The 26,510-nt window shown below is 60.1% G+C and carries 19 protein-coding genes and 1 pseudogene; 10 read left to right on the forward strand and 10 right to left on the reverse strand.

Annotated features, from left to right (window positions below; translation table 11 throughout):
• The 3 genes and pseudogenes from F4Y38_13920 to F4Y38_13930 form a co-directional block, all read left to right on the forward strand.
• Positions 1-260, forward strand: a 260-nt coding sequence (locus F4Y38_13920; GenBank protein MXY50378.1) for a VOC family protein, incomplete at its 5' end; no start/stop codon positions are given.
• 356 nt (positions 261-616) lie between these two features.
• Positions 617-953 (forward strand): annotated as a pseudogene (locus F4Y38_13925) (type II toxin-antitoxin system RelE/ParE family toxin).
• Entirely contained in the window at positions 950-1,237 is a 288-nt protein-coding gene (locus F4Y38_13930) for a Fis family transcriptional regulator (GenBank protein ID MXY50379.1), read from the forward strand. The pseudogene F4Y38_13925 and the gene F4Y38_13930 overlap by 4 nt, the downstream one beginning before the upstream one ends.
• A gap of 16 nt (positions 1,238-1,253) precedes the next feature.
• On the opposite strand, the gene F4Y38_13935 is transcribed toward F4Y38_13930, so the two are convergent.
• Positions 1,254-2,108, reverse strand: a complete 855-nt coding sequence (locus F4Y38_13935) for a phytanoyl-CoA dioxygenase family protein (GenBank protein MXY50380.1) — start codon at positions 2,106-2,108, stop codon at positions 1,254-1,256.
• A gap of 43 nt (positions 2,109-2,151) precedes the next feature.
• Entirely contained in the window at positions 2,152-3,009 is an 858-nt protein-coding gene (locus tag F4Y38_13940; protein MXY50381.1) for a hypothetical protein, read from the reverse strand.
• 349 nt (positions 3,010-3,358) lie between these two features.
• On the opposite strand from F4Y38_13940, the gene aceE reads away from it, so the two are divergent.
• On the forward strand, positions 3,359-6,040 hold the full coding sequence (gene aceE, locus F4Y38_13945) for a pyruvate dehydrogenase (acetyl-transferring), homodimeric type (protein MXY50382.1): 2,682 nt from the start codon (positions 3,359-3,361) through the stop codon (positions 6,038-6,040).
• Here aceE and trxA read toward each other — a convergent pair whose 3' ends face one another.
• Entirely contained in the window at positions 6,041-6,856 is an 816-nt protein-coding gene (trxA, locus tag F4Y38_13950) for a thioredoxin (protein MXY50383.1), read from the reverse strand.
• 106 nt (positions 6,857-6,962) lie between these two features.
• Entirely contained in the window at positions 6,963-7,724 is a 762-nt protein-coding gene (locus tag F4Y38_13955; protein MXY50384.1) for a cytidylate kinase-like family protein, read from the reverse strand.
• On the opposite strand from F4Y38_13955, the gene F4Y38_13960 reads away from it, so the two are divergent.
• The gene (locus tag F4Y38_13960; protein MXY50385.1) at positions 7,723-8,535 is read left to right on the forward strand and encodes a purine-nucleoside phosphorylase; all 813 of its coding nucleotides are present in this window, start codon (positions 7,723-7,725) and stop codon (positions 8,533-8,535) included. The genes F4Y38_13955 and F4Y38_13960 overlap by 2 nt on opposite strands.
• 36 nt (positions 8,536-8,571) lie before the next feature.
• Positions 8,572-9,447 carry an acetyl-CoA carboxylase carboxyltransferase subunit beta gene (locus F4Y38_13965; protein ID MXY50386.1) on the forward strand — a complete coding sequence of 292 codons (876 nt, stop codon included), beginning with the start codon at positions 8,572-8,574 and terminating at the stop codon, positions 9,445-9,447.
• A gap of 50 nt (positions 9,448-9,497) precedes the next feature.
• On the opposite strand, the gene F4Y38_13970 is transcribed toward F4Y38_13965, so the two are convergent.
• Complete coding sequence (locus tag F4Y38_13970; GenBank protein MXY50387.1) at positions 9,498-10,907, reverse strand: amidophosphoribosyltransferase; 1,410 nt, start codon at positions 10,905-10,907, stop codon at positions 9,498-9,500.
• Positions 10,908-11,101: 194 nt separating this feature from the next.
• Here F4Y38_13970 and F4Y38_13975 point away from each other — a divergent pair, with 194 nt between their 5' ends.
• The 3 genes from F4Y38_13975 to F4Y38_13985 all read left to right on the forward strand — a co-directional run bounded on the left by F4Y38_13975 (position 11,102) and on the right by F4Y38_13985 (position 16,016).
• Entirely contained in the window at positions 11,102-11,563 is a 462-nt protein-coding gene (locus tag F4Y38_13975) for a nucleoside-diphosphate kinase (GenBank protein ID MXY50388.1), read from the forward strand.
• Between the two features lie 21 nt (positions 11,564-11,584).
• Positions 11,585-13,810, forward strand: a complete 2,226-nt coding sequence (locus F4Y38_13980) for an ATP-dependent RecD-like DNA helicase (GenBank protein MXY50389.1) — start codon at positions 11,585-11,587, stop codon at positions 13,808-13,810.
• 181 nt (positions 13,811-13,991) lie between these two features.
• Positions 13,992-16,016 (forward strand): peptide transporter, encoded by a 2,025-nt coding sequence (locus F4Y38_13985; protein MXY50390.1) that lies wholly within the window; start codon positions 13,992-13,994, stop codon positions 16,014-16,016.
• A gap of 60 nt (positions 16,017-16,076) precedes the next feature.
• On the opposite strand, the gene F4Y38_13990 is transcribed toward F4Y38_13985, so the two are convergent.
• The 3 genes from F4Y38_13990 to F4Y38_14000 all read right to left on the reverse strand — a co-directional run bounded on the left by F4Y38_13990 (position 16,077) and on the right by F4Y38_14000 (position 19,211).
• A complete protein-coding gene (locus F4Y38_13990) occupies positions 16,077-17,009 on the reverse strand; it encodes a hypothetical protein (GenBank protein ID MXY50391.1) in 933 nt (310 codons plus the stop codon).
• A 138-nt stretch (positions 17,010-17,147) separates the two neighbouring features.
• Complete coding sequence (locus tag F4Y38_13995) at positions 17,148-18,245, reverse strand: mandelate racemase/muconate lactonizing enzyme family protein (GenBank protein ID MXY50392.1); 1,098 nt, start codon at positions 18,243-18,245, stop codon at positions 17,148-17,150.
• A gap of 126 nt (positions 18,246-18,371) precedes the next feature.
• The gene (locus F4Y38_14000) at positions 18,372-19,211 is read right to left on the reverse strand and encodes an MBL fold metallo-hydrolase (GenBank protein MXY50393.1); all 840 of its coding nucleotides are present in this window, start codon (positions 19,209-19,211) and stop codon (positions 18,372-18,374) included.
• A gap of 179 nt (positions 19,212-19,390) precedes the next feature.
• Between F4Y38_14000 and F4Y38_14005 the strand changes: the two genes are divergently transcribed.
• Positions 19,391-20,050, forward strand: a complete 660-nt coding sequence (locus F4Y38_14005; protein MXY50394.1) for a protein-L-isoaspartate(D-aspartate) O-methyltransferase — start codon at positions 19,391-19,393, stop codon at positions 20,048-20,050.
• Positions 20,051-20,144: 94 nt separating this feature from the next.
• Here the strand turns inward: F4Y38_14005 and F4Y38_14010 are convergent, their stop codons facing one another.
• Positions 20,145-25,316, reverse strand: coding sequence for a RecQ family ATP-dependent DNA helicase (locus tag F4Y38_14010; protein ID MXY50395.1), 5,172 nt, complete (start codon positions 25,314-25,316; stop codon positions 20,145-20,147).
• 27 nt (positions 25,317-25,343) lie between these two features.
• Positions 25,344-26,351 (reverse strand): hypothetical protein, encoded by a 1,008-nt coding sequence (locus F4Y38_14015; GenBank protein ID MXY50396.1) that lies wholly within the window; start codon positions 26,349-26,351, stop codon positions 25,344-25,346.
• Between the last annotated feature and the right edge of the window lie 159 nt (positions 26,352-26,510).

A 26,510-nucleotide genomic window follows, 5' to 3' on the forward strand; every position in this document is an offset into this window, starting at 1 on the left:
CGAACATGGAGATGGCGCCCTGGGTGACCGAGTCCGGGGTCACGGTTTTCTCGCCATTCCAGGCGGACACGGATTACTTCGCGGCGGACAAGACATTCATGCTGAATTTCCGCGTGGCCGATTTGGCCGCGATGATCGCGCAACTGAAGTCTGCGGATATCGAGGTCAGCCACGAGAGCGAGATGGCGGGTATCGGTCGCTTCGCCCGTATCCACGACCTCGAAGGAAACGCGATCGAGCTATGGGAACCCGCCTCGTGAGATTCGGGATTACACCGGTTGCGGACCCTGGAAGGGGCGGCCCGTGGGATTGGATCCCTTGACGATCACGCCTTTCTTCTGTCGTTGCCGCGGAAGGGGTATTCCGAGGTTTGGACCAGGGCGACGTATTCCCGAGGCGTCAGCCAGCCCCACGCCATCGCGTGGAATCCAGGCGGCTACTTGAACAACGCCATGAACCGTATTGCCGTTTACGTGGAGTAAGCACTTTCCCTCGCCACGGTTTTTGTTTCCGAATAACGCTTTATAGTATCCTAATAACCCGAAAGGGGTTGGTGAAACGCTAAGTTGTTATTGATAACGTATCATAATTGATACACTTTAGATACGATATCTGCATGTTGCGTGTAGTTTTCTATAGGACTGAAAGTAGACGTGAACCGGTCCGGGATTGGTTGGCGACTTTAACCAGAGAGGATAAGAAGGCTATAGGCGCAGATATCAAGACAGTTCAGTTTGGCTGGCCATTGGGTATGCCACTAGTACGCAGACTGTATCGTGGGGTTTGGGAAGTGAGGTCTGTGCTTCAAGGACGTAAAGCGCGAGTGCTGTTCACAGTTCAAGCCAGCTCTGTCGTTTGTTGCACGGGTCATCAAGTAAGAACGTAAGATACCCTATCAGGACCTGCAACTCGCCAAAACGCGAGCGGCTAAGCTGGGAGATTCGCCAGAATGACTTCTGTTAACAAACACGTCGGAAGCGACTACGATGACTATCTGAAGGAAGAAGGACTGACTCAAGAGGTAGAACGAGTCGCGATAAAGCGAGTGGTTGCTTATCAGGTGGGGCAATACATGTTGAATCAGGGACTGACCAAGACGGAAATGGCCCGGAGAATGCGTACGAGTCGCGCCTCACTGGATCGCCTACTGGATCCGGAAAACAGTTCGGCCACGTTGCAGACCCTCGAACGGGCGGCCCGTGCGCTGGGGAGACGTTTGCATATCGCGCTGGTCTGACCCTGATCCCTACCGACTACACGTTATCCACTGCCGGTCGAGGCAGATTCGCCCAGTGGTCCGTGGGATCAGATCCCTTGACGATCACGCCTTCCTTGTTCCAGTTGAGTTCGGCGCGGACCGAGGCGGCGCAGAATCTAAGCGTCAGGCCGCAGCGACGGCGGTCCGACGAGTTTAAGCCCGAACCATGCAGCAGCAGGTCGCTGTGCAGCGAGATCTCTCCCGCCTTGAGTTCGATGTCCACCTCGGTGCCGTACATCCCGACTTCCTTCACCGTCTGGTTGAGCACGTTGTTCTCGGCTTCTTCGCTCATGTGATAGGTCAGGTGCCCGTAGTGGTGCGATCCGGCTACGAAACGCATGCAGGCGTTGCCCGTGTCCGCGTCGTCGATGGCCAGCCAGGCGGTGACCGTCTTTGACGGCGAGAGGGGCCAGAAGCTGGCGTCCTGGTGCCAGTTTACGATCTTGCCGTCCCCGGGGAGCTTACAGAAGAAGTGGGCGCCCCATCCGACCACGTCATCCCCAAGCAGGTCGCTGATGTAGGCGACGATACGCGGCTCGTTCATGATATCGTGCACCATGCCCGATTTCAGGTGGGCAGAAATGATGGAGTAGTTGTGGTCGCCCCGCGCCATGACCTGCTCGATCATGCCGTCGAATTCGTCCCGGATGGCGCCGATTTCTTCGTTCGAGTATATCCTGAAGGGCTTCAGGTAGCCCTGTTCGTTGAAGGTATCGATCTGTGCGCCCGTCAGCACGGCCGGATGGTCGTTGCGGACCGGATGGTACCGGAGGTCGCGGGACATGCGGAACAGGTCTTCCGGGGTCGGCATCTGCTTGAAACGGGTGTCCTGCAGGGTCGTCTGCGCCATGGGACCGCTCCTTGTGGTGGCCGTCGGCCGGGATGTAAAGGCCTCAGCGCTTGTTTTTCGTTCTTAAAATGACGTTCTCGGTTTCCATTGCCCAGGTTTCGTTGTAGACCAGGGGCCGCGGCCTGCGCGGCGGATAGTCCGGCGGAGGATTCTCAGGGTCGTTCAGTTCCAGGCGGTCACGCCCCCGGGGCGCTTCGTACCAGTGCTTCTCCCGCTCCGCCGCCTCGATCTCCCTGCGGAGGATGAACTCCGCGTGATCGAAACCGGAGACGGCCGCGTCGGCCAGGAACACGCGATGCACCTCGCTGCCGTCCCAGGTGGCCAGGTCCGGAAGGACCACTGGGCCCGTGCAGACCTGGAACTCGGCGTCTTCCTCGTTAATATTGATCAGATCCACGGGAAACTCAAGGGTTACCTTTACATTACGGTCCGGTTCGAGGTAAGTGATCTTTCCATTCATGAGATCCCGGCTGATCGTCGCGTTCACGACGGCGCGCGCACTGGTCAGCGTGTCATCGGAACCGTAGTGCCTGATGTCGATATCGTGGCCCTGGAACTGCTCCTCCAGCGGGGTTCCCCCGGTTTCGGCGGGCTCGGTGCTTGGTCTCCTCGATATGGGGATGCTCAGACTCCGGCTGAAGGCCATGCGCCATTCGTCGCTGGGAATCTGGAAGAGGTTACGCCGTGCGATCGTATATTCCGTGCGGCAGGGCGCACCAAGGTACAGATCGGTCTTGTGTCCCGATTCGAGGTCTTCCACGGTACAGGCCGCCTCCAGATGGAACCGCACCTGGTAGGCCTGTCCCGGTATCCCGACGAACCCACCGGTGTACTTGTAGACCGGATCGGGTTTCCAGGGCCGGGATCTCCAGTGGAAGGAGGAGCGGTGGAAAGCGATCATGGGTGTGGATTCATTGGCGTTGGCGTACCGGGTCAACCAGACCTGAAACGGGTGTCTCGGGCATGTTCCGATCCCATGCGGCATTGTCCCATAATGACGCATTCGACCCACGCAGGCAATACAAAACTGATGCCTCGCCGGATGGTCCGCGACCGTGATTTCTGTTGCGAGCGAAGGGTGGGAACGCTACATTGAATGTACGTTTCAAGTGGTTAAAGACGAAGCGCAGACCCGGTGAATAACGGCGCGCACCCGCGATAAACAACGACGTGCAGGCCCGGTAAAAACGCCGCGCGGTTCCGGCACAAAACGGGCGCAGTCATCGTACACAACGGTCCACGGACTGGATATGACGCAGGATTCCTCACGCTCGGAGTATGAAATTGACCTGGATCGCGTAGAGTCTTTGGAATGGCTCGAATCGCTGGACTACGTACTCCAGCATTCCGGCCCGGGCAGAGTGCGCCAGCTGATCGCCCAGCTCCAGGCGCACGCCCGCGGCAAGGGCGTCCGGTTACCCTTCGCCGAGAACACGCCTTACATCAATACTATCCCTCCCGACCAGCAGCCGCCCTATCCCGGCAGCGACGAACTCGAGCACCGGATCCGCAACATCATCCGGTGGAACGCCATGGCCATGGTGGTCCGCGCCAACACGGCCGACAAGTCCCTCGGCGGCCACATCGCCACGTACGCCTCGGTCTGCAACCTCTACGAGGTGGGCTTCAACCACTTCTTCCGCGGGCCGGGCGAGGGTTATGACGGCGACCAGATCTTCTTCCAGCCGCACTCTTCGCCGGGTGTATACGCCCGGGCCTATATCGAGGGGCGGTTCAATGAGCAGCACCTGGACAACTTCCGCCGCGAGTTGCGTCCGGGCGGCGGGCTATCGTCCTACCCCCATCCCTGGCTCATGCCCGATTTCTGGATCTTCCCCACGGCCTCAATGGGCCTGAGCGCCATCATGTCCATCTACCAGGCCCGGTTCAACCGGTACCTGGAAGACCGCGGTCTCAAGCAGGGCAACGGCTGCAAGGTCTGGGCGTTTCTCGGCGACGGGGAAACCGACGAGCCCGAGGCCCTCGGCGCCATCACCCTGGCGGCGCGCGAGAAGCTCGACAACCTGATATTCGTGGTCAACTGCAACCTGCAGCGGCTGGACGGCCCGGTGCGGGGCAACGGGAAGATCATACAGGAACTCGAAGCCGCCTTCCACGGGGCCGGATGGAACGTCATCAAGGTCATCTGGGGCAGCGGATGGGATCCGTTGCTTGCCCATGACGACGAAGGGCTGCTCGTGAAGCGCATGGGCGAGATCGTCGACGGCCAGTACCAGAAGTACACCGTTTCGGACGGCAAGTACCAGCGGGACCATTTCTTCGGTGTGCATCCCAAACTCATGGAGATGTCCAGGCTGCTCACCGACGAGCACGTGCGGACCATCATCCGTGGCGGCCACGACCAGGAGAAGATCTACGCGGCGTACAAGGCGGCGGTGGAACATCCGGGCGCGCCGACCGTCATCCTGGCCAAGACGATCAAGGGATACGGCCTGGGCGAGTGGGGCGAGGGCAAGAACACGGCCCACCAGCAGAAGATGATCGACGAGGACGGACTGCGTCACCTGCGCACCGAACTGGGCATCCCCCTTTCCGACGACGAGGTCCGCGAAGCACCCTATTTCAGGCCGTCGGCGGACAGCGCCGAAATGGAGTACATCCGGGAGCGGCGGGAGAGTCTCGGTGGCTACATTCCCCGGCGCAACGTCGTGAATCCCGGCCTGCCCGCCGCGCCGCCGGACGAGGTGTTCGACGAATTCAAGGCGGGGACGGACGGACGCGAGGTCTCGACGACCATGGTGTTCACACGGATGCTGTCGCGCCTGCTGCGCGAACCCGAAATCGGCAAGCTGATCGTCCCCATCGTGCCCGACGAGGCCCGGACCTTCGGCATGGAGGCCCTGTTCCGCCAGTGCGGCATCTATTCCCATGCCGGCCAGCTCTACGAACCGGTGGACATCGACACGCTCCTCTACTACAAGGAGGCGCAGGACGGCCAGATCCTCGAGGAAGGCATCACGGAGGCGGGCTCCCTGTCCTCCTTCGTGGCCGCCGGGACGGCCTATTCGACCCACGGCGTCAATACGATCCCCTTCTTCATCTTCTATTCCATGTTCGGACTGCAGCGCGTTGGCGACCTGATCTGGGCCGCCGCGGAAATGCGAACGCGGGGCTTCCTGCTGGGCGGCACGGCGGGACGGACGACGCTGAACGGCGAGGGACTCCAGCACCAGGACGGCCAGAGCCACCTGCTGGCGGACCCGGTCCCCAACCTGCGTACCTACGATCCGGCTTACGCATACGAACTGGCGACCATCATCAAGGACGGCATACGGCGCATGTACGTCGACCAGGAAGACCTGTTCTACTACATTACCGTGCAGAACGAGAACTACGCCATGCCGTCCATGCCGGAAGGGGTGGAAGAAGGCATCCTGAAGGGCATGTACCGCCTCAGTTCGCTGAACGGAGGCTCGGCAAAGGCCCACCTGTTCGGAAGCGGTTCCATCATCAACGAATCGCTGAAGGCCCAGGAGATGCTGGCCGAAGATTTCGGCGTGGAAGCGGACGTCTGGAGCGTGACGAGCTACAAGCAGCTGCGTCGCGACGCCATGGAGACCGAGCGCTGGAACCTGCTGCACCCGTCGGAAGCGCCCAGGGTGCCGTATGTTACCGCATGTCTCGAGGATACCGGAGGCGTATACGTCATGGCCTCCGACTATGTCAGGACGCTGCCGGATACCATCGCACGCTGGGTACCGGGCCCCGTGGTCTCGCTGGGGACGGACGGTTTCGGGCGGAGCGACAGCCGGCCGGCGCTGCGGAACTTCTTCGAAATGGACGCCCGCTTCATCACCCTTGGAACCCTCAACGCCCTCGCCCGGAAAGGCGACCTCTCCCCCGAGGTCCCGGAGCGGGCCATGCGCAAGCTGGAAATCGACCCGGAAAAGGCCAACCCCCTGGACGTGTGATCAGGCGTACAGTGCGTTGCTGAAAGCACGGCGGTATTGCCGCGTGGTGGGGTGATCCTCGCCGAGCATGCCAAAAATGGCGACACAGCTCCTCCTGGCCCCGTCGTCGTCATAGGACCGGTTCTTCTCCAGCACCTCGATGAAGCGCTGCAGGGCAAGGTCGAATTCCTCCCGCCTCAGATGCTCGATCGCCTGGACATAGACGGGCCGGACCGGGGCGTCCTCGAGACGCTCGGGCGTGTCCAGGTGAAGGTAGAGTTCCGCGATGGTCCGCAGTACGACCGCCGAGTCGTGGTATTCCGTGCCCGGTTCGATGGTAAGTAAAAGCTCCAGGCTGCGGCCGGGATCATCATCCAGCCAGGTGCGCGCCAGGCAGACCGCCGCCTGCTCGTTGTCCGGCTCGGCCGCCAGGACGTCCTCCAGCATCTCGCGGGACGCATCCCGGGCGCCGGTTTCGAGCAGCCGGAGCGCCTCTTCCAGCTGCTTCGCGCGTGGACTGGGCAGGGCTTTTCTGAGCCACTGTTCGATCATGGGCTCCGGCAGCGCGCCGGTAAACTCGTCCCGGACTTCGCCGTCGACAAACATCTTCACGTTCGGAATCCCCTGTATCCCGTATTGCCGGGCGATGTCCGTGTGTGTTTCCGTGTTGACCTTCACGAGTTTCCACCGGTCCCGGTGGCGTTCGGCGAGGGATTCAATTACGGGGCCGAGCATCTTGCAGGGCCCGCACCATTCCGCCCAGAAATCGACCAGCACGGGGACCGTGTGGCTCTGTTCGACCACTTCTTTGTTGAAGTCCGAAACTTCGTAACTCATTGCCGTTCCTTACCGGTCTGCGGCGCGCGTGGTAGAGAGCCGCTGGTTGACACGTATGCTGACTGGGGTTATCTTTCTTTGCGGATCATCCGGGTGAATCAGGCTTTCAATCGTCGTCGCCGAAGAGTCTGCGGTGGAAGTCGATCACGATGTCGGCCATGTTCTCCCACGACGTGAGGGACGTGTTGAAAACCGCGTGGTACAGCGTCGGATCCGTCCAGTCGCGATGGTAGTTGTGCTGCAGGTACAGCGACCGCTGCCGGTCCTTTTCCTTGATGAGTTCGGCGGCACGGTCCCGCGCGAGGTTCATCTCGTCCATGATAACGTCGACCCGGTAATCGAATGGCGCGACGAACAGGGTGTGGAAGACGTCCTTGCGGTCCGCCAGGATGCACTGGCACCCGCGCCCAACGATGATGATGTGCTGCCTGTCGGCCAGCGAACGGATGGTATCCCGGAGGATCTGGAGGTATTCGTCCCGGTCCAGGAAGGTGTTCTTCAGGGAGGTAGGATCCTTCGTCCCCTCGTCGTCGCCCGGCACGTAGGGCCAGATGAGGGGCGGGTATTCCGGGGAAAGTGAGTAGACGGTCGATGGCGTGAACAGTTCGCCGAGAAAGCGTCGTATGGGCGATTCGCCCACTTCGTCCAGCTGCTCGACGACATCCTCCGAAACGCCCGCGGCATGGGCGGTTTCGGCGATGAGTTCCTTGTCCACGCAATCATAACCGAGGCGGTCGGCGACGATCCTCGCAACGTCCCTCCCACCGCTGCCGTATTCCCTGGCAACCGTAATGATGCTCATGATGGACTCCTTGTTGCATTCAGCCGTCGAAGGAGACGAGGTAACCGTTTGAAAGTGCCGCGCCATGCCCCGTCATGATCCGTTGGACGCGACTGCGGACTTCCTGAGTTCGAAGGGGTTCGCGGCCGCCCGCTTCGGCATGATTCTGGGTACCGGATTCGGGTCGTGCGTCCGGGCGGTCGAAAAGAAATCCGTTGTTCCCTACGGTTCCATCCCCCATTTTCCAATATCGACCGTTAAAGGCCACGAAGGCAACCTGGTCTTCGGCGCCCTGGGCGATGCATCCGTGATTTTGATGCAGGGACGGATCCACCTGTACGAGGGTTACGACGCGAGGCAGATCGCCTATCCTCTCGAGGTAATGCGCCGGTTCGACGTCGAGGTTCTGCTCGTGACCAATGCCGCCGGCGGACTGAATCCCCGGTACGAGGTGGGAGACCTCATGATCGTTCGGCAACATATCCATCCCATCGGCGGTAAACTGATGGGAGACTTGACGTCGGATACGGACGGCGAACCCTGTTACAGTGCGTCTTTGAGGGATTCGCTTCTACAGATCAGTATACAAAGAAACCAGCACGTCCAACAGGGAATTCTGGCTTGGATGCCCGGACCTTCCTTCGAGACCCGCGCCGAAATCGCCCTGCTGAAAACACTGGGTGCGGACGCGGTGACCATGTCGACCGTCCCGGAAGCACTGGCGGCCCGGCGACTCGGCATGAGGACCGTGGCCGTATCGTGCATATCCAATGTTTGGACGGGTCAAGCAGGTGAAACCGTCGACGCGGACGACGTGGTGACGACGGTTGAATCGGCGGCAGAGCGATGCTCCGAACTGTTCCGTGGCTTTTTACTCCAGATGGCAACCCGCGTTTAGGTTGGTTTTGGTACCTCAGCGTTAAGCGAGCGAACTATGGCCTGGTTTGAGAGACGACAGCGGGGACTGAGCCCGCAGAAGCGCAAGGAAATCCCGAAGGGGTTGTGGGTCAAGTGCGACAAGTGCGACGCCATGCTGTACAAGGCTGAGCTCGAACGGGACTTCAACGTATGCGCACATTGCGGGTACCATTTCAAGATCGGCCACCAGGGGTACATCTCCCTGATCATGGACCCGGACTCCTTCACGGAGACCGACACGGATCTGCGCACCGTCGACCCGCTCGAGTTCAAGGAGAAGGAAAACTACCCGGACTACATGAAGCGGTATCAGAAGCGGACCGGCATGATGGAGGCCGTGGTATCGGGCACGGGACGCATCGAGGAAAGGCTCGTTTCCCTGTCCATACACGACGGGGCCTTCCTGGCCGGGAGCATGGGTTCCGTGGTCGGCGAAAAGGTAACGCGGTCGATCCGGCGGTCCCTCGACCTGGAGATTCCGCTGCTCGTGGTCGCCACGTCGGGCGGCGCGCGCATGCAGGAAGGCATCCTATCTCTCATGCAGATGGCGAAGACTTCCCTCTGGCTGAACCGTTTATCGGAGGAGAAGATCCCCTTTGTCGTCGTGATCACGAATCCGACCATGGCCGGCGTGATGGCGAGTTATGCTTCGCTGGGAGATTTCACCCTGGCCGAGCCGGGCGCCATGATGGGTTTCGCCGGCGGAAGAGTGATCGAACAGACGATAGGTTCGAGCCTGCCGGAGGGATTTCAGACCGCGGAGTTCTTTCTGACCAAGGGGTTTGTCGACCAGGTCGTGCCCAGGACCGGGTTGCGGGAGACCCTGTCCACGATCCTGAGCTATTTCCCCGACCGGGAGAAGAAGGAAGATTCGGAATCGGAAGTGCCGTGATGCGCACGCGCACGTAGGAATGGCACCGTGAAAGGCCTGCCGCCCGGCCGTTACGATTCCAGCATGAGCTTGTTAAGCGAATCTTCCGGGACGACCGGGTAGTCCCCGCTGAAGCAGGCCGTGCAGTAGCCCACCCCGGGCTTTCCATACTCCTTGCCCGTCTTCACCATGCCTTCGATGGACAGGTAGCCCAGGCTGTCCGCCCCGAGATACTGCCGGATCTCCTCCACCCGGGTCTGCGAGGCGATGAGTTCGCCCCGGCTCTGCATGTCGATCCCGTAGTAGCAGGGATGGCGGATGGGAGGACTGCTGATCCGCACGTGCACCTCGGACGCGCCCGCGCCGCGGATCAGCCTGACCAGCTGATTGAGGGTCGTGCCCCTTACGATGGAATCGTCCACGAGGACCACGCGCCGGTTCCGCAGCACGCCCTGGACCGGATTGTACTTCAGTCTCACCGTGAATTCGCGCATCGACTGGTCCGGATCGATGAAGGACCGCCCCACGTAGTGGTTCCGTATCAGGCCGATTTCGAACCGGATTCCCGATTGCTCCGAGTAGCCCAGCGCGGCGGTCGTGGCCGAATCCGGCACGGCGATGACGATATCGGCGTCCACCGGGTGTTCTTCCGCCAGCTGGCGGCCGAACCTTCGGCGGAACTTGTCGCTGTTTTCTCCGAATACCTTGCTGTCGGGCCGGGCGAAATAGATGTACTCGAAGATGCAGGCGGCCGGTTTCGCCTCTTCGAAGGGGAAGAAGGACCGCATGCCCTGTTCGTCGATGACGACCATCTCGCCGGGTTTCACTTCACGGACGTATTCCGCTTTCATGATGTCGAAGGCGCAGGTTTCCGACGCGAGCACGTGGGCATCGCCCAGGCGTCCCAGGCACAGGGGCCTGAAACCGCGGGGATCCCGGACGCCGATCAGCTGCGAATCGGACAGGAACACGATGGAATAGGCGCCTTCGACCTGGCGCAGGGCGTCGGCGATCATGCCGGGCAGGTCGGGTTCGTTCGATCGCGCGATGAGGTGGAGAACGACCTCGCTGTCCGACGAGGTGCGGAAGATGGAACCGGTCTCTTCCATCGACAGGTGCAGCGCGCCCGTGTTGGTGAAATTGCCGTTGTGGGCGGTGGCCAACTGTCCGCGCTTGAAGTTGACCATGAAGGGCTGCGCGTTGTCGACGTTGGACGTGCCGGTGGTGGAATACCGGTTGTGGCCGATGGCCATATGGCCGTCGAGATCGTTCACCCGCTCGCCATGGTCGTAGGCTTCGCTGACCAGGCCCATGGCCCGGTGGGATGCGATGTGATGGCCGTCTGAGACCGCCATACCGGAGCTTTCCTGACCGCGGTGCTGGAGGGCATACAAACCCAGAAAAGTCAGCCGGGCGGCTGCGGGGTCGCCATAAACGCCGAAGACACCGCACTCCTCGCGAATTTCATCGTCTTCCCACATGGCCTTGCCCCGATTGTATGTGGATGAAGCCCACCGACATTATACGCGCCGAAGCTGGAAATGTCCACCGCATTTTTGCACAAATGAAGCACTTCGCAAAGGGGCCATTTCCGTTGACACTCCGGGGGCCGCCGCCTACATTGCACGAGGCTTTAAATCTTTGTTTCGACCCATATTTAAAGGAGAATCGATCCGTGGAACGAACGCTTGTTCTCATCAAGCCGGATGCCGTGCAGCGCGGAATGATCGGCCTCATCGCCGGCCGTTTCGAAAGCAAGGGACTCAAGGTCGCCGGTCTCAAGATGATGCAGCTGACCGACGGGATCCTGGACGAACACTACGCACACCTGTCCGACAAGCCCTTCTTCCCCCGAATCAAGTCCTTCATGCAGGAAACGCCGGTCGTGGCGCTGTGCCTGGAAGGCGTCGACGCCGTGGACGTCGTGCGGGGCCTGTGCGGCGTGACCAACGCCAGGCAGGCCGCCCCCGGGACGATACGCGGCGATCTCGGCATGAGCGTACAGTGCAACCTGGTGCACGCTTCCGATTCCCTGGAAACGGCGCGGGACGAAGTGCCCCGCTTTTTTTCAGACGATGAACTGTTTAACTACGCGAAGGCGGAAGACGCCGTCGTCTACGCCAGCGACGAACGTTAGGCGCCTTTACTCCGGTCAGGCATGGACATACTCACCGGTACCATCGAGCGCATCACCTACCAGAGCGAGGAGACCGGCTACACGGTCGCGCGGCTGCGCGCCGAACCGGACGCCTGCAGAACCACCGAAAACCTGGCGCGCGCGGCCACGCGGGACGGCCTGCTGACCGTAACGGGCGAACTGGCGAAGATCGCGCCGGGCGAGCGCGTCGAAGTCTCCGGATTCTGGGTAACCCACAAGCAGTACGGCAAGCAGTTCAAGATCGTCGAATCTAAATCGATCCAACCGACGACCACGGACGGGATTCGAAAGTACCTGGGATCGGGCCTCATCAAGGGACTGGGCCCGGCCAAGGCCGCCATGATCGTCGATCACTTCGGCGAGGACACCCTCGCGGTGATCGAGAATACGCCCGGCCGGCTGTCCGAGGTGAAGGGCATCGCGAAGAAGACCATCGACGTCATCCGATCCAGCTGGGAGGAACAGAAGCACATCCAGGAGGTCATGCAGTTCCTGCTCGGTCACGACGTGAGCATGGCCTACGCGGTGAAGATCTACAAGGCCTACGGCAACGAGGCCATCCGGCAGGTCACGGAGAATCCGTACCGCCTGTCCACGGACATCTGGGGCATCGGTTTCAAGACCGCCGACAAGATCGCCATGAACCTGGGGGTGGATCCCGGCGCTCCCGCCCGGGTCGAGGCCGGCATCCGGTACGTCCTTGAGGCGCAGGCCGACGACGGTCACGTATTCGTGCCCCTGGAAACCCTAACCGAAGAAAGCGCCGCCGTGCTCGAGGTCGACGCCGAAGCCATTCCGGCCGGTATCGGAGCCCTGGTCCGGGCCGAGGTCGTCCTTCGCAACGAAGACCGTGTCTATCTCCAGCCCCTTTACTACGCCGAGCAGGGCATCGCGCGGCACATCGCACGCCTGGTCGACCATCCCCGCACGCCGCCGCCCCCCGAACGAATCGACGAACACATCCTGCACATCGAGAGGGAACGCGGCATCGTCTTCAACGCGGAACAGCGCGAGGCGATACACACCTCGGCATCCCGGAGCGTCCTGGCGGTTACCGGCGGTCCGGGGACCGGCAAGACCACCTGCGTGCAGGGCATCGTCTACCTGTTCAACCGCGTGGGAGCGAAGGTGCTGCTGGCCGCGCCGACGGGCCGCGCCGCGAAGCGGCTGTCCGAGGTGACCGGCGCCGAGGCGAAGACGATCCACCGGCTGCTCGAGTTCAACCCGGGGCTCATGGAGTTCGGCCGCGACCAGGACAACCGGCTGGAAGCCGACCTGGTCATCCTCGACGAGTCCTCCATGGTGGATACGGTCCTGATGAACGCCGTGCTGCGGGCCGTGAAGACCTCGGCCCGCTTCATCATGGTGGGCGATGTCGACCAGTTGCCTTCCGTGGGAGCGGGCAACGTCCTCCGGGACATGATCGACGCCGGCCGTCTCCCGGTGGTCCGCCTGACCGAGATCTTCCGCCAGGCCCGGGAAAGCAGCATCGTGATGAACGCCCACCGGGTGAACCGGGGCGAAATGCCGGACACGAAGAACAGGAACCAGGGTGATTTCTTCTTCATCAACGAACCCGATCCTTCCGCCGGCGCGGAACAGATCACCGAGCTGTTGACGGACCGCCTACCGCGCAAGTATGGACTCGATCCCTTCAACGACATCCAGGTGCTCACCCCCATGTACCGCGGCGACATCGGCGTGGACCAGCTCAACCAGAAGCTCCAGCAGGTGCTGAACCCGTCGGGCGCCTCGTTGAAGCGGGGCGACCGGGAACTGCGCGTGGGCGACAAGGTGCTGCAGACGCGGAACAATTACGGGAAAATGACCTTCAACGGCGATATCGGACGCATCACGCACATCGATCCGGACGACCAGGCCGTGGACATCTCATTCCAGGAATCCGTCCGATACGACTACGGCGAACTGGACGAACTGGTCCTGGCCTATGCCATCAGCGTACACAAGAGCCAGGGTTCCGAGTACCCCGCCATCATCCTGCCGCTCTACAGCACCCACTACATCATGCTGCAGCGGAACCTGCTGTATACCGCACTGACCCGGGCCAGGGCGCTGGCCGTCCTCGTCGGCACGCCCAAGGCCCTCGCCATCGCGGTGAAGAACAACCGGGTCGTCGAGCGTTATACGGGGCTGCGGGATGCGCTGGGCGAATTGATCGGCGACCGGACGGGAAGCCTACCGGGTTTTCAAGGCCTTTCGCCGTGAGGTTCGGCCACGAAATACAACTTGACAGGTGTAGGAGGCGTCCTATCTTGTCAGACTTGTTATCCGAGCATGCGGTAACTGGTGTATCCCCCACAATCAGCGTCGATGTGAATACATTGTATCTACTTGGCGTACAATATGTTGCGTGATTTAACGGCAGTACCGCTTCAGGAGGCCCGCGTTGTCCGTCCGTGAAGAGGAACAGAGGGAAGACAGTCCGGAGCAGTACCAGAATCCGGATACCGCTTTGTTCGGCGAAGCGGACGAACCCTACCTGCCGGGATTCAACCTGAAGACGATCTGGGCCTGCCTGTTCGTCGGGTTCATCATGCTGCCGGGATCGATCTACCTCAGCCTGGTGACGGGCGGGCAGACCGGCGCGGCGGACTGGGTCACCGTCATCCTGTTCCTCGAGATCGCTAAGCGGTCCCTCGTCAAGATGACCCGGCAGGAAATCATGATCCTGTACTGGGCCGCGGCCGGGCTGGCCGCCGCGGGGAACGCCATGAACACGGGCATCACCGGCGGTCCCTTCGCCCATCTGATCTGGGAGCAGTACTACAAGCAGTCCCCGGAAGCCACGGGCATCGCCACGCTGATCCCCACCTGGGTCGTTCCGACGCTCGATTCCACCGCGATGGCAAGCCGGACCTTCTTCCACATGGACTGGTTCGTCCCCGTCCTCGTCCTCACCGCGGTGACGCTACTCTTTGCCGTCAATTCCTACTCGATGGGGTACATCCTCTTCCGGGTCACCAACGACGTGGAACGGCTGACCTTCCCCCTGGCGCGGGTGCACGCGGGCGGGGCCACGGCGCTGGCCGAGACGTCCCAGAACCGGGAGGGCTGGCGATGGCGGGCGTTCAGCATCGGATCCGTGATCGGCGTATCGTGGGGACTCCTGTACGTGATGATTCCCATCCTGTCCAGCACCTTCCTGGTCACGCCCATCACCATATTGCCCATTCCCTTCATCGATTTCACCACCAGTCTCCGAGAAGTGCTGCCAGCGACTATGGTGGGCATCGGCACCGATCTCGGCACGCTCCTTGCCGGGTTCGTCCTGCCCTACTGGGTCGTGATCGGTACATTCGTGTCGTCGGCTGCAATCGCGCTGGTCGCCAATCCGCTCCTCTACCACAACGGCATCCTGACCACCTGGGAGCCCGGGATGTCGCTCATCCCAACGCAGATATCCAACAACATCGATTTCTGGCTCAGCTTCACCATCGGCGCCTCCCTCGTCATCGGCATCGTGGGTTTCACTGCGACCATCCGGGCCATTCTGAAATCCAACCGGGAGCGGCGGGAAGATCCCAACCGTGAAACGCAGGTGCAGCCGACGCCGAAGGGCCGGGGCGACCTGCCGATCTGGCTAGTATTCATCTTCTGGTTCGTCAGCACGACGGGCTTCGTGGTCATCCTCTACATCCTGATCCCCGATTTTCCGTGGTGGATCAGCGTCATCTTCGGATTCCTCTGGTCGCCGGTGTTTTCCTACATCGGGGCCCGGATGATCGGCATCACGGGTTCACCCTACGGCACCTCCTTCCCCTTCGTCAAGGAAGCTTCGTTCCTGCTGTCCGGTTACCGGGGCGTCGACGTGTGGTTCGCGCCGATACCGATCTTCGAGCACGGGAAGGTGGCCGAGACTTTCAAGCAGCTCGACCTCACCAAGACTACCTTCGGCAGCGTGGTCAAGCTGACCGCGGTGACCACCATCCTGATGTTCGTCTGCAGTTTCATCTTCTACTCGCTCGTATGGAAGCTCAACCCGATCCCCTCCTCGGCCTATCCCTACGTGCAGAAGATGTGGCCCCTGAACGCGGCCATGCGGACCATCTGGGTGAAGTCCACCCTGCCCGGCGGCATCACGTTCATCTTCGATATCATCAAGATCGAGTACATCATCGCCGGCCTGGGCATCACGGGAGGGCTCTTCGGCCTGATCACGCTGGTGGGCGGCTCGCCCCTCTTCTTCTACGGCCTGGTCGGCGGCATGGCCATGCCGCTCTGGCAGACCCTGCCCACCTTCTTCGGCGCGATCCTGGGGCGCTACTACTTCACCAAGCGCTTCGGCGAAGAGAAATGGATGTCCTACGTGCCCATTGTGCTGGCCGGCTACGGGGCCGGCATTGGACTCATAGGCATGATCGCCATCGCCATCGCGCTGATCTCCAAGGCGATTTCGCAGATCGTGTATTGAGGTATCCGGTACAGGTCGAGGCAGGTAACAGCAGATTCCGATGTTCTGGCCGGTTGGCGCCTAGTGGTAGGCCCGCAGCGGCTCCACCGCGTCGGCCACGCGGTCGGCGATGTCCCGCGGCACCCTAGGATTGAAGGGGCCGCCCTCGCCCGCCTCAACGTCCTCCCAGCCCCCGATGATCATCGCTTCCACCACCGCCGAGTAGTTGTACTGCCGGCCGTTCATGAACCGCAGGTGCTCGAGGTCTGCAATGAGGGCTTCTACATCGGCCGAGGCCGCGTAGTCGTCCCGGCGCTGGGCGTTGTTGATCTCGTCGGCCGAGCGGGCGGCGACGATGGCCGTGCCCGAGGTGTGCCCCCGGGCGCCCAGTTCGGCAGCCCGGGTGCTCCGGTCTCCGATCCCCCACATGACGATGCCGTCGTCGCCGATGCCTTCGATGAGCGGGGCGACTTCTTCTTCGCTCGTACCCACCTTGACGCCGACCATGTGCGGAGAGTCCTTGACCAGCCGGATGATCGGGTTCACGTAGTCCGCGGACCGCATGTACAGCAGGAAGCGGGTGCCGCAATCCGTTCCGAGCCGCTCGGCGAAGGCCATGTAGTCGACGTAGACCGCCTCGTGGTCGGCCACGCCGGTGAGCGGCATGATGAGGTAGATGTCCGGCGGACGGGGAAGGGCCGACTGCCTGCGAACGAGCTCCTCGGCCTGGGAAAGGGGATTCGGCACGATGCCGGACATCAGGAACCCGCCTTCTCCCATCTCATCCCCGGTCGCCTCGATGACCCGCATCTGGTCCTCGAAGGAGAAATGATGGATCAGGCTCGTGCCCGCGATCCCGATCACGCGCTTCCGGTTGCCGTCGAGATGGTTGTTCTCCATCAGGTACCGGATGTTTCTTCGGTGACCGCATAAGTCGATAGCGCCGCCGCGGAAGGGTACGATGGGAATCGCGGTGACGGAATCGAGCGTGTCGTACAGGGCTTCGGATTGCATGGATCAGGTTCCTTTCGTTTTGTGGTGGTGGATCCAGCGGCCGAGGATTCAGCGGTCGTGACGCCAGCCGGCCGTGTAATCTGCAGTCGTGGAACTGGTGTGTAGAGATCCTGTGGCCGCGCAACGCGTGGTCGTGGATCAGGCCGCCGCCGGGTCGACGCGGTTATCTTCCACGACGCCGGGTTCAAGGCACAGGCCGAGGCCCGGGCGCCCGGGGACATCGATCCGGCCGTCTACAACCCGCTCCGCGGGCGAAACGAGCCCTTCGCGCCAGGGCACCTGTCCCCAGGCGTATTCGAGGATGAGGAATCCCGGATGGGAGGCCATGATCTGTACGTGGGCCGCAACCGTAACCGGACCGAAGGGGCCGTGCGGCGCAGTCAACTGCCCCCTGCTTTCGGCGATGGAAGCGATTTTCTTGAGTTCGCCGATGCCGCCCGCGATGGTGACGTCGGGCATGAGGACATCCATGGCTTCGGCATCGAAGAGGGGCCAGCATCCCTCGATGAGCATGGCCCGTTCCCCGCCGGCGATACGCCACCCGGTTTCCTTTCTGATCTGCCGGTAGCCTTCCAGGTCCCGTTCTCCCACCGGCTCCTCAAGCCAGTACAGTTCGACCCCGCGCAGTCCATCCACGATCCGCCGGGTTTCCTCCAGCGTGAAACGGCCGTAGCAGTCGAGGAGCAGGTCGATATCCGGCCCGATGGCCTCACGCACGGCGTGCACGCACTCCAGTCCGTGGTCGATCAGCTTGTTGCCTGCGACGAATCGGCCGTCGAAGGGCGCGATTTTCACCGCGGTGTGTCCGTCCGCGACGGCGCCCGTGGCCTGTCGGACGAAGTCTTCCGGCGTGCCCTCCAGCGCGGCACGCGTGACGTTGGCGTAAACGGGGATGCTGTCGCGGCACTTGCCCCCGAGCAGGGTGTGTACCGGGACGTCCAGTGACTTCCCGAGAATATCCCAAAGGCCCTGTTCGAATGCGCACAGGGCGTGCACGGCGGGCCGGTCCTCTGGAGGGGGCTTCAGGCTCGCGGTCAGTTGTTCGATCCGTCGGGGGTCCTTCCCGACGACCTCGCGTTCGATTTCCCGCAGCGCGGCCAGGACCGCTTGCCTCGGCGCCGAGGGATTGAGCTCACCTAATCCGTCCACGCCATCGTCGGTCCGGACGTGTACGAACACCCAGTGGTGCTGTCCGTTCACGTCCACTGCGTCGAGATCGATGCCGGTTATGCGCATAGCGCGTGCCTTACGGTTTTTCCGGGGATTCGAGGCGGTCCGCCGCTAACCGTCGATACCCGCCGCGACCCGCCGCGACCCGCTGCGGCCCGCTGCTACCCCATGAGCACCAGATGATAACCGGTCTCAGGGGCTGTACACGGTGGACTGGTTGTACGGAATGATGAGGGGTTCCGGACCGCCTTCCGGCAGATGGGAAGCCCATTCTTGCGGATCGTAGTCCCGCGCGACGAAACAGGCGTAATGGGCGGGCACGGCGGTCTTCAGACCGAGGGAGACCGCGATGCGGGCTGATCCTGCGAAGAAGGGGAATTCGCCCTCGTCCGGATGATTGGTCAGAAACCCGATCTGCGGCCGCAGGTCCCGTACCGGTGCGAGCAAGGATTCGTGGTCGGCGAAGGTATTAACCGGGTCGCCCGAGACATATACACGGACCGGTCCGATTTCGACGACGTAACCCAGGTGCTGCACGTCGGGCGGCGCGATGTCGTCTTCGGGAAGGCCTTCCGGCGGCTTGGCCCACACCGTGTGCGCCTTTGCACGGCCCATTTCGGCGGTGTCACCGGCCGTGACGACCGTCATGTTCCCGGCGTCAAGGCCCGCTTCCTTCAGCGCGTCTATGCTCTCGACCGGTCCCACGTAGCGGACCTGCGGACAGGCGGCCGCCAGGCGTTCCAGGGATTCGAGGCAGGTGTGATCGCCGTGGTTGTGGGTCAGGAGCACGAAGTCGGTAATCAGGGTCCCTTCGTCCAGGGGCGGCCGGGCATGGACGAAGCGGTCCGCGGGTCGTTCACGGGGGTAATAGGGATCGACCTGGATCACCGTGCCGTCCGGATGCTTCAGTCCGAAAGAGCTTTGTCCGAACCAGTGTATGCCTACGCTTCCGGCGGGTACTTGCAGGTCTTCGAAGGGGTGCATGCGGGAGGTCCTTTCTGCGCACAACCGCTCAAAATGTACTTTCATCATGGGCTTGCAGACACCGGAAAACTTAGTGTTTCGGCATGGTCGTGTCAAGCGGGGCAGGATGGTCCGGGCCGTACCGCACGCGCTCCGCGATACGTTACGATACGTCTGGATTTCGAGTCGCCCGCCCTGCCCTGATTTGCCTTGCTCCGACCTGGTGGGTCCTGTAGACTGAACGGACCATGCTGCTATCCCGATTGTTCAAGAAAATCGAGTCGGTTGTCGTCCCCGTTTCATCACAGGAACGGATGATCGAAGAGCAGATCCGTGGACGCGGTCTCGACGACCCCCGGGTGATCGAGGCCATGCTCGCCGTACCGAGGCACCGGTTCATTCCCGAAGCGTACCGGTCGCACGCCTACGAAGACTGCGCCGTGTCGCTCGACCTGGGACAGACCGTGTCCCAGCCCTACATCGTGGGGCTCATGACCCGACTGCTCGATGTGAGTACATCGGACCGGATCCTCGAAATCGGCACGGGATCGGGCTACCAGACGGCGATCCTGGCCCGGATCGCGCGGTCCGTATTCACGGTGGAACGGTTGTCCGTCCTCGGCCGGCGTGCCCGGGAGACCCTGGAGTCCCTGGGTTACGACAACATCCATTACCGGATCGGTGACGGCTACGAGGGGTGGCCCGAGCATGCGCCCTTCGACGGGATCATGGTGACGGCTGCGCCCGGTGAGCTCCCCGACACGCTGTTTCGACAGTTGAAGGACAGGGGGAAAATGGTCATCCCAATCGGCGAAGAGCTTTATTCCGTGACGCGGTCGGGTGATGAGGCGGTCAAGCTACACCACGGCGGCGTGCGGTTCGTGCCCATGGTGGAGGATGGGGGGTAGTTTTGTTTCAGCAACAGACAGATCGGCTTCAATGTCCACGATTTGTATAGTTGGGCTGACTCCAGCAGGCTACCAGCATACTCCAAAGACACAATCAAACAGGCTCCGGTTCGAACACGAATTCCGGCACTACTACCTCCCATGTGTCGCACTTCATGACTTCACGGAAATTGGGATCAGATGCCTCGCGGCTCCAGGACACGATCGCAAATACAGACGCAGAACAGCACGCTGCCCCGCCTGGGGGCTCGAACGTCCTGGCAAGACGCCCAACCACCATTCCTTCCTGGTCGAGAAGTTCCCAGGTTCCTTGCTCGGTGATCCTCGTTGTAAGTGGATCGCCGTGCGACAGGGCGGAGATTGCACGGTGCACTGAGTGGTTAGGTTGGAATCGTCCTACAAACCCCAGGTTTATTTCACGTAGACTGGGTCGCCGGTATTGACGTGCGAGTTCACGGGTAGGATTCTGTGCACCGTCCTGTGATCGGTAAAGTATCGATCCATTGTTCGGAAAGTAAAAAGGCAGTGAACGCAAATCTTCGGTGTATACTGGGGATTCCGGTTCCTGAACGAGATTTCGTTGCCCGGGATGACCCACTGAGGAAGGTCCTTGAAAACGCACGGTTGCAAGGGTCTGTTTGGCACGGGTCATGGACACATAAAAGAGTCTGCGAGGTGCATCTCGATCTTCATCTCTACCGACTTTGTCCCAACCTCCGTCAAGCACCACTACGTGTTCAAACTCCAGACCTTTTGCACGGTGTGCCGTAAGCAGTAAAAGCCCATGTTGTCGCCGGCGGGCATCACGTCCCCATTCCGCCAGCCACTCCATGAAATGATCCAAAGGCACTTCCCCAACGCCTGATTCCAACTCGAAATCATCCAGCGCTGATTGCATCAAATCCTTCCAAGGTCCCGTGGGCACGGTCTCCAAGCAGTAATAAAGGTCTGTATTATTCACCGCCCGGATTTCTCGGTGACGCAGCTGGTCGGTAAACATTCGTGTCTCGCGCAGGTGCCAGAAACTCGGGATTTCCTCATTTCCTAAATGCACCGGGATTCCTGAGACCTCGCTGAGCGCCCTAACGGGATCCAGGTATTTCCACTCGCGAGCGATTACCGCACATTCGGACCAATTCCAGTCTGGAGAGAGCGATTCAAGACGCTTCAGTTCTTTGATAGCGACTTGGGCTTGTGATATCGGATCGCGTCTGGCATGCAGAATCTGAACCCGGCCTTTAGAGACCGGATCGAGTGAACCCCACTTTCCGCCTTCGGGGTTTTTTGCACGGGCACGGTCAATACGGATAGGATGTTGCGACTTCAGCCTGTTACGGGCTGAATCGATAATGGTATTTGCTGTAGTAATGATATGGCCGGTGGAACGATAGTTTTCGACAAGAAACATCGGTTTGGGACCGTAATCCTCCTCGAATCGACGGATGAATTCCACAGAAGCGCCGTTGAAGGTATAAATGTTCTGATCATCGTCACCGACGGCAAAGAGGGTGAGTTTGCGGTCCTCATCCTCAAGGGTTCGTCCTGCTAATGCCGATATCAACTCGTATTGATCTTCGCCTATGTCTTGATACTCATCTACCAGAATCCATCGGAAACCCGCGAGAAGACGGTCTCGTTGATCGTCCGCTTCTTCCTCTTCAAGACCCTCCCCATGCAGCAAAGCAACCGCCTGGCGCAGAACTTTCCGGAATTCGGCATCGTCGAGCGTCTTCCTTTCTCGCTCCCGAAAGCTGACGCCTACGATTCGCATGGCGAGCGCATGACAGGTTAACACAGTAATCCCGCGAGCGTCGTCACCAATCAGTTCCTTCAAGCGTCGACGTATATCAATGGCAGCGTGTCGATTATACGCCAAAGCAAGAATCCCTCGTGGATTCTCACGTCTCACACGTACGAGGTAGGCGATGCGATGCACAAGTACGCGTGTCTTACCCGATCCGGGACCGGCAAGAACCAGCATATTCATCTGTTCGTGGTCATCTGCGACGATTCTTTGCTGGATCGGGTTTTTCAAGCTTTCGACGATGGCCCGCCACGATTCCGGCGTGGTCTCCCGGGCAGTTTCTTTTTCGCGATCGGGCAACCACCGCTTTATGAAATCCTCTTGTTTCAGACTGAAGTAGTCCATGGCAAGTCGCAGTGCATCGGCAATGTCCTCAAGTCCGCGCTGCGCGAATTCAGCCATCACATGGATCTGACGTACCTGTCCCTTGTAGTGCTGATCGAGCGGTTCAAAGTCTACTTTGGCAAAACCCCTTCTGTCTTCTGCCAGTTTGATTGTCATAGCGGGACGGAATACCGCGAGGCCCTTGTGTAGGCGAATGACTTCCTGCTCATGCATCCAGAGGAGCGCGCGGTCCAGGAGCTTCTCCGGCTTTTTACTTTCAAGAAAAAGGTCGGACGTAATAGCGGCCAATAGCTTGCCCAGCGTAGTTTCGACGAGTAGATCAGTGCCTTGTCTGCCGGGTGGAAGACCAGAAAGCAGACTATCCAGGAGACTCTTTGCCCCATTTCTCCTTCGTGATGCAAGCTCCTCCAAGTCCGACCAGGAGCGTCTTAACGTTACCTGCACGGTATCCATGTTCGTACGTCTTACCCCGAGGCTTCCAGCGTCGCCGCCTTCGCCGCGCCCGTCAAAGGCGATACTGCGTAGTATGCGCCAGATAAGTTCAGGTAGCGGGTTTTCAACATCTTTGGCTCTAAGTAAATCTGATGCAACACGCAAATGTAGCGGCCATCTTTCTCCGACACTGATATCTGGAGCTATTTCACGCATCAGTGAAATCAGATTGGTTTCCAACTCGGCAGCCTCATTGAACCGTTTCTGCGATGATCTGACTACACCTGAGTGAACAAAGGCTGTGAGTGCCGTATCGTTGCTTGCTATGCCTACCCGTTCCAAATCGTACATTGCACCTCGAACGGCTTCGGCACTCAATCCGGAGATACCCATGAGTTCGTCGGTAGATATGCCATCATCCGGATCCGCATCAATCAGTGTTTCGGCGATGCTGAGCAGTCTCTTACGATAGTCTTCGGCTATATTCATTTTCGATAGCCGACTCTGTGCTTCATCCACAGAATCTACCCTCAACGACGAAGGAAAGACCTGCACTCTATTCTCTTCTCGTGTCAGCAAGATCGCCTCTTCAAGCCAAGACACGGCTGTTCGTACACGGGTATCATCCGTAGTAGAGTCTCTTTCGAATACCTTCTCATCATCCTCGCCAAGTATTTCGCCGGGTGTGGCCACGACTTCGCCATTCAATCGCTTCTTACGATCCAGGTTACGAAGTGACCTGAGAACGCCATGGATTTCCTGCCGAGTAAGCCTTGACCGAGCCGACATTCCGAATTGCCGTTCGATGTCTTCAGGTGAATACAATAACACGCAAAGCGCTAACTGACGGTCACGTCCGGCACGTCCCGCTTCTTGCAGGTAATTCTCCAACGACCCTGGAATGTCCGCATGGATTACCAGGCGGACGTCCGACTTGTCAATTCCCATGCCGAATGCATTCGTCGCGGTAACGACACGCAATTCACCATCGATAAAGCGATGCTGCACGTCCTTCTTGGTATCCGGAGGTAACCCGGCATGAAAGAAATCAGCCCTTATTTCCTTGTCCTGAAGAAACTCCGCAATCTCTTCGGTCTGACGTCGCGACGCGCAATAAATAATGGCGCCACCAGGCGTTTCTACAGGCAGGTACGTCGTCAAAATGTGAAGAATGTGTGCGAACTTCTCCCCGCCCGTTGTCGGAATTACCGTGAATTCCAGATTCGTGCGATGAGTGCCGCCGTCAAAAACCTCCAATTCGATACCGAGTTCTTCCTTGAAATGTTGGTTGATGTCCGCCACTACATCGGGTTTGGCTGTTGCGGTCAAGCACATTACTGGGGGTATCGACTGATTTCCGGCTCTTTCGCGAATGAATCGACCCACGTAACGGTAGTCTGGCCGGAAGTCGTGTCCCCACTTTGAGAGGCAGTGGGCTTCATCCAATACCCAGCCACCGATCTCACGCTGATCGATCACGCGTCGGACCGCAGTGCTACGCAGTTGCTCTGGTGAGATGAGCAGGATTCCTGCATCGCCAAGACGAACGCGATCAAGCGCATCTTTCCGTTCCGGCAGGCTCAACAGTCCGTTAACGGCTACACACGAACCGACACCTTGTGCCTCCAGTCCCGACACCTGGTCTTCCATGAGTGCGACTAAGGGTGAGATCACAACCGTTAAGGCGCCGGTTTTGTCATAACGAGACAATGCGGGTAGCTGATAGCAGAGAGATTTGCCCGTTCCGGTGGGTAGAATACCCAACAAGTGCCGGCGTGACATCGCTTCTTCAATGATGACCTGTTGCATGGGACGACCATCATCGTTCTTTGGATCTGGGCGATATTCGTCAAAACCGAACCATCGTTTGAGTTCTTCTCGAGGATCGTGTCTTTCGGCGCACCAGTCACAGTCCGATTTTCCGCAGGGCGTGTCCCTGAGTAACCGTACATATTCACCAGATTGCGGAAACTGGTGTCGAACCCAGGGTGGCATAACCGAATTGCCTCCCGACACGGACAACCAGGCCAATGCATACGCAAGGGACCATCCATCGGAATGTTTCTGGTTCAGAACCCTTTGACCTTGGTTCGCGCATGCGTTTCCGTCTAGTTGGTTTCGGATCGCATCAGTCGCGGTCGCACGGTTTGGCCGTTCCGCTCCGCGTATATCAGTGAATACATGCTCGAAACCCTTACCATTGGGTTCCATTGAAGTCAGATAATGCCAGGCAACAAGCAATTCGGGGGATGCCTTCCGGAACTCGTTGTTTTGGTTACTGAAGACTTCCAAAACAAGCCGGGCGTCCAGTTCGGGGTCATTTATTCGACCTCGTTTGAGTTGGCCGTCTTGATAGTGTTTGACGAGGTGGTGATAGGGATTGCGGGGAAAGGCGAGAGGGTTAAGCCACAAAGTATCTACCGCCGGTAAACTCAATACTGCGAGATCCGGCTTTGCAGCCCGGAGATGAGGAAGATCGAAATCTATCAGATTATGTCCGAGCAGGAAATCTGCAGTTACAGCAAACTCGTCAAGCATCGCCAAAGCCGCACCAAAATCGCCACGGTCGAAGATCAGAGGTTGATCGACACCTGGTCGTACAGCTGCAAATGCACGAATACGGCCGTTTTGCTTGTTTACTTCGAGGTCAAGAGAGAGACAGCGAGGGAGTAAGGTGGAGTCCATATCCGATGCGATGTGCAAGAGTTCAACTCAGGCGGCGCCCAGCACCTCGCGGGCGGCCTGCGTGGTCTCGCGGACCTGGTTGAGAGTCCCCAGTCCGAACATCGAGGCTGCTACGCCCATCTCGTTGAAGACATACTCGAACGCCTTGTGTCCGAGGTAGCGGCCGCCGGCCATCGGCTTGATGGCGATGACGGGCCTGGTGGCCCGCCGGATGGCGTCGATGGCCACGTCTCGGGTGGGGAACATGAAGGTGCCCGGGGCGTTTACCGTGGTCAGGTAGCCGTCGACCGGAATATCCTCGGCCTCGAGCAGCGGCAGGGTGACCCCGGCGTGGTGGACGCTCGTGATTACGGTACTGAACCGTTCACGCAGGAAGCCCAGGTACTCGCGGATCAGGTCGAAGCGCCCGGACATGGCGAGCAGGTCGATTTCAGCCCCCGGATCGGCCACGAGAATGTCGCACCCGGCGAAGAAGCCCAGGTACTGTTCCAGGACGCCGTAGTCGATCTCGAACCGGGCGGCGTCCGCTTCCGTGTACGGCGGCACGGACTCCGGCGTGACGATGCCGTCGAAGGTGTCGCCCAGGTTGTAGCGTATGATGTCGTCGCGGTGGAAATGATCGCGGAAGGCCTGGCCGGCAAGAGCTTCGTTGCGGCCGTAGAATGTCGAGTGGGCTCGATCGGAATAGGAGACGATCTCGCCGTCCAGCGTCACCGGGATCAGGATATAGGCCACCATGCCCAATCTGATGCCGGTCTGTTGCTCGGTTTCCCAGATGGCCTGCAGGTGCAGCCGATCGAGCCTCGGCAGCATGTGGTCCACCTGGACGGCCGTGATGCCGCCTTCCTCGACGGCGTAGCGTAACACGTCGGTCACGGACTGGACGCGGCTGAAGGCGCGGTAATTCTCCGCGTCCCGCGCCTTGTTCTGGTAAGAACAACCGTCGTAGGGATGGATGCCCATGATCAGCCGAGGCACCTCGGCCTGGCCGATCCGTGTCGTGGGTACGCCGCAGCCTTCCAGGTAGGTTTTCATCGCTTCCGAGTCCCGGACTTCGGGTTTGATCCCACAAACATCGGTTGATGCTTCATTACAAGAACATTTCAAGGTCTGGCCAATATACACCTTCAATTACCAGGTATGCAAGCCCCGGCCGTCACACCGCACAAGTTCCCGGAATCCCGCCGCAACTTG

The sequence above is a fragment of the Gemmatimonadota bacterium genome (assembly GCA_009838645.1).
GTDB lineage: Bacteria > JAAXHH01 > JAAXHH01 > JAAXHH01 > JAAXHH01 > JAAXHH01.

Bases quoted from the DNA above. Each gene is read 5' to 3' on its own strand.
- F4Y38_13930 (MXY50379.1), top strand. From the start codon at position 950: ATGACTTCTGTTAACAAACACGTCGGAAGCGACTACGATGACTATCTG.
- F4Y38_13935 (MXY50380.1), bottom strand. From the start codon at position 2,108: ATGGCGCAGACGACCCTGCAGGACACCCGTTTCAAGCAGATGCCGACC.
- F4Y38_13940 (MXY50381.1), bottom strand. From the start codon at position 3,009: ATGATCGCTTTCCACCGCTCCTCCTTCCACTGGAGATCCCGGCCCTGG.
- aceE (MXY50382.1), top strand. From the start codon at position 3,359: ATGACGCAGGATTCCTCACGCTCGGAGTATGAAATTGACCTGGATCGC.
- trxA (MXY50383.1), bottom strand. From the start codon at position 6,856: ATGAGTTACGAAGTTTCGGACTTCAACAAAGAAGTGGTCGAACAGAGC.
- F4Y38_13960 (MXY50385.1), top strand. From the start codon at position 7,723: ATGCCCCGTCATGATCCGTTGGACGCGACTGCGGACTTCCTGAGTTCG.
- F4Y38_13955 (MXY50384.1), bottom strand. From the start codon at position 7,724: ATGGCGCGGCACTTTCAAACGGTTACCTCGTCTCCTTCGACGGCTGAA.
- F4Y38_13965 (MXY50386.1), top strand. From the start codon at position 8,572: ATGGCCTGGTTTGAGAGACGACAGCGGGGACTGAGCCCGCAGAAGCGC.
- F4Y38_13970 (MXY50387.1), bottom strand. From the start codon at position 10,907: ATGTGGGAAGACGATGAAATTCGCGAGGAGTGCGGTGTCTTCGGCGTT.
- F4Y38_13980 (MXY50389.1), top strand. From the start codon at position 11,585: ATGGACATACTCACCGGTACCATCGAGCGCATCACCTACCAGAGCGAG.
- F4Y38_13990 (MXY50391.1), bottom strand. From the start codon at position 17,009: ATGCAATCCGAAGCCCTGTACGACACGCTCGATTCCGTCACCGCGATT.
- F4Y38_13995 (MXY50392.1), bottom strand. From the start codon at position 18,245: ATGCGCATAACCGGCATCGATCTCGACGCAGTGGACGTGAACGGACAG.
- F4Y38_14000 (MXY50393.1), bottom strand. From the start codon at position 19,211: ATGATGAAAGTACATTTTGAGCGGTTGTGCGCAGAAAGGACCTCCCGC.
- F4Y38_14005 (MXY50394.1), top strand. From the start codon at position 19,391: ATGCTGCTATCCCGATTGTTCAAGAAAATCGAGTCGGTTGTCGTCCCC.
- F4Y38_14010 (MXY50395.1), bottom strand. From the start codon at position 25,316: ATGGACTCCACCTTACTCCCTCGCTGTCTCTCTCTTGACCTCGAAGTA.
- F4Y38_14015 (MXY50396.1), bottom strand. From the start codon at position 26,351: ATGAAAACCTACCTGGAAGGCTGCGGCGTACCCACGACACGGATCGGC.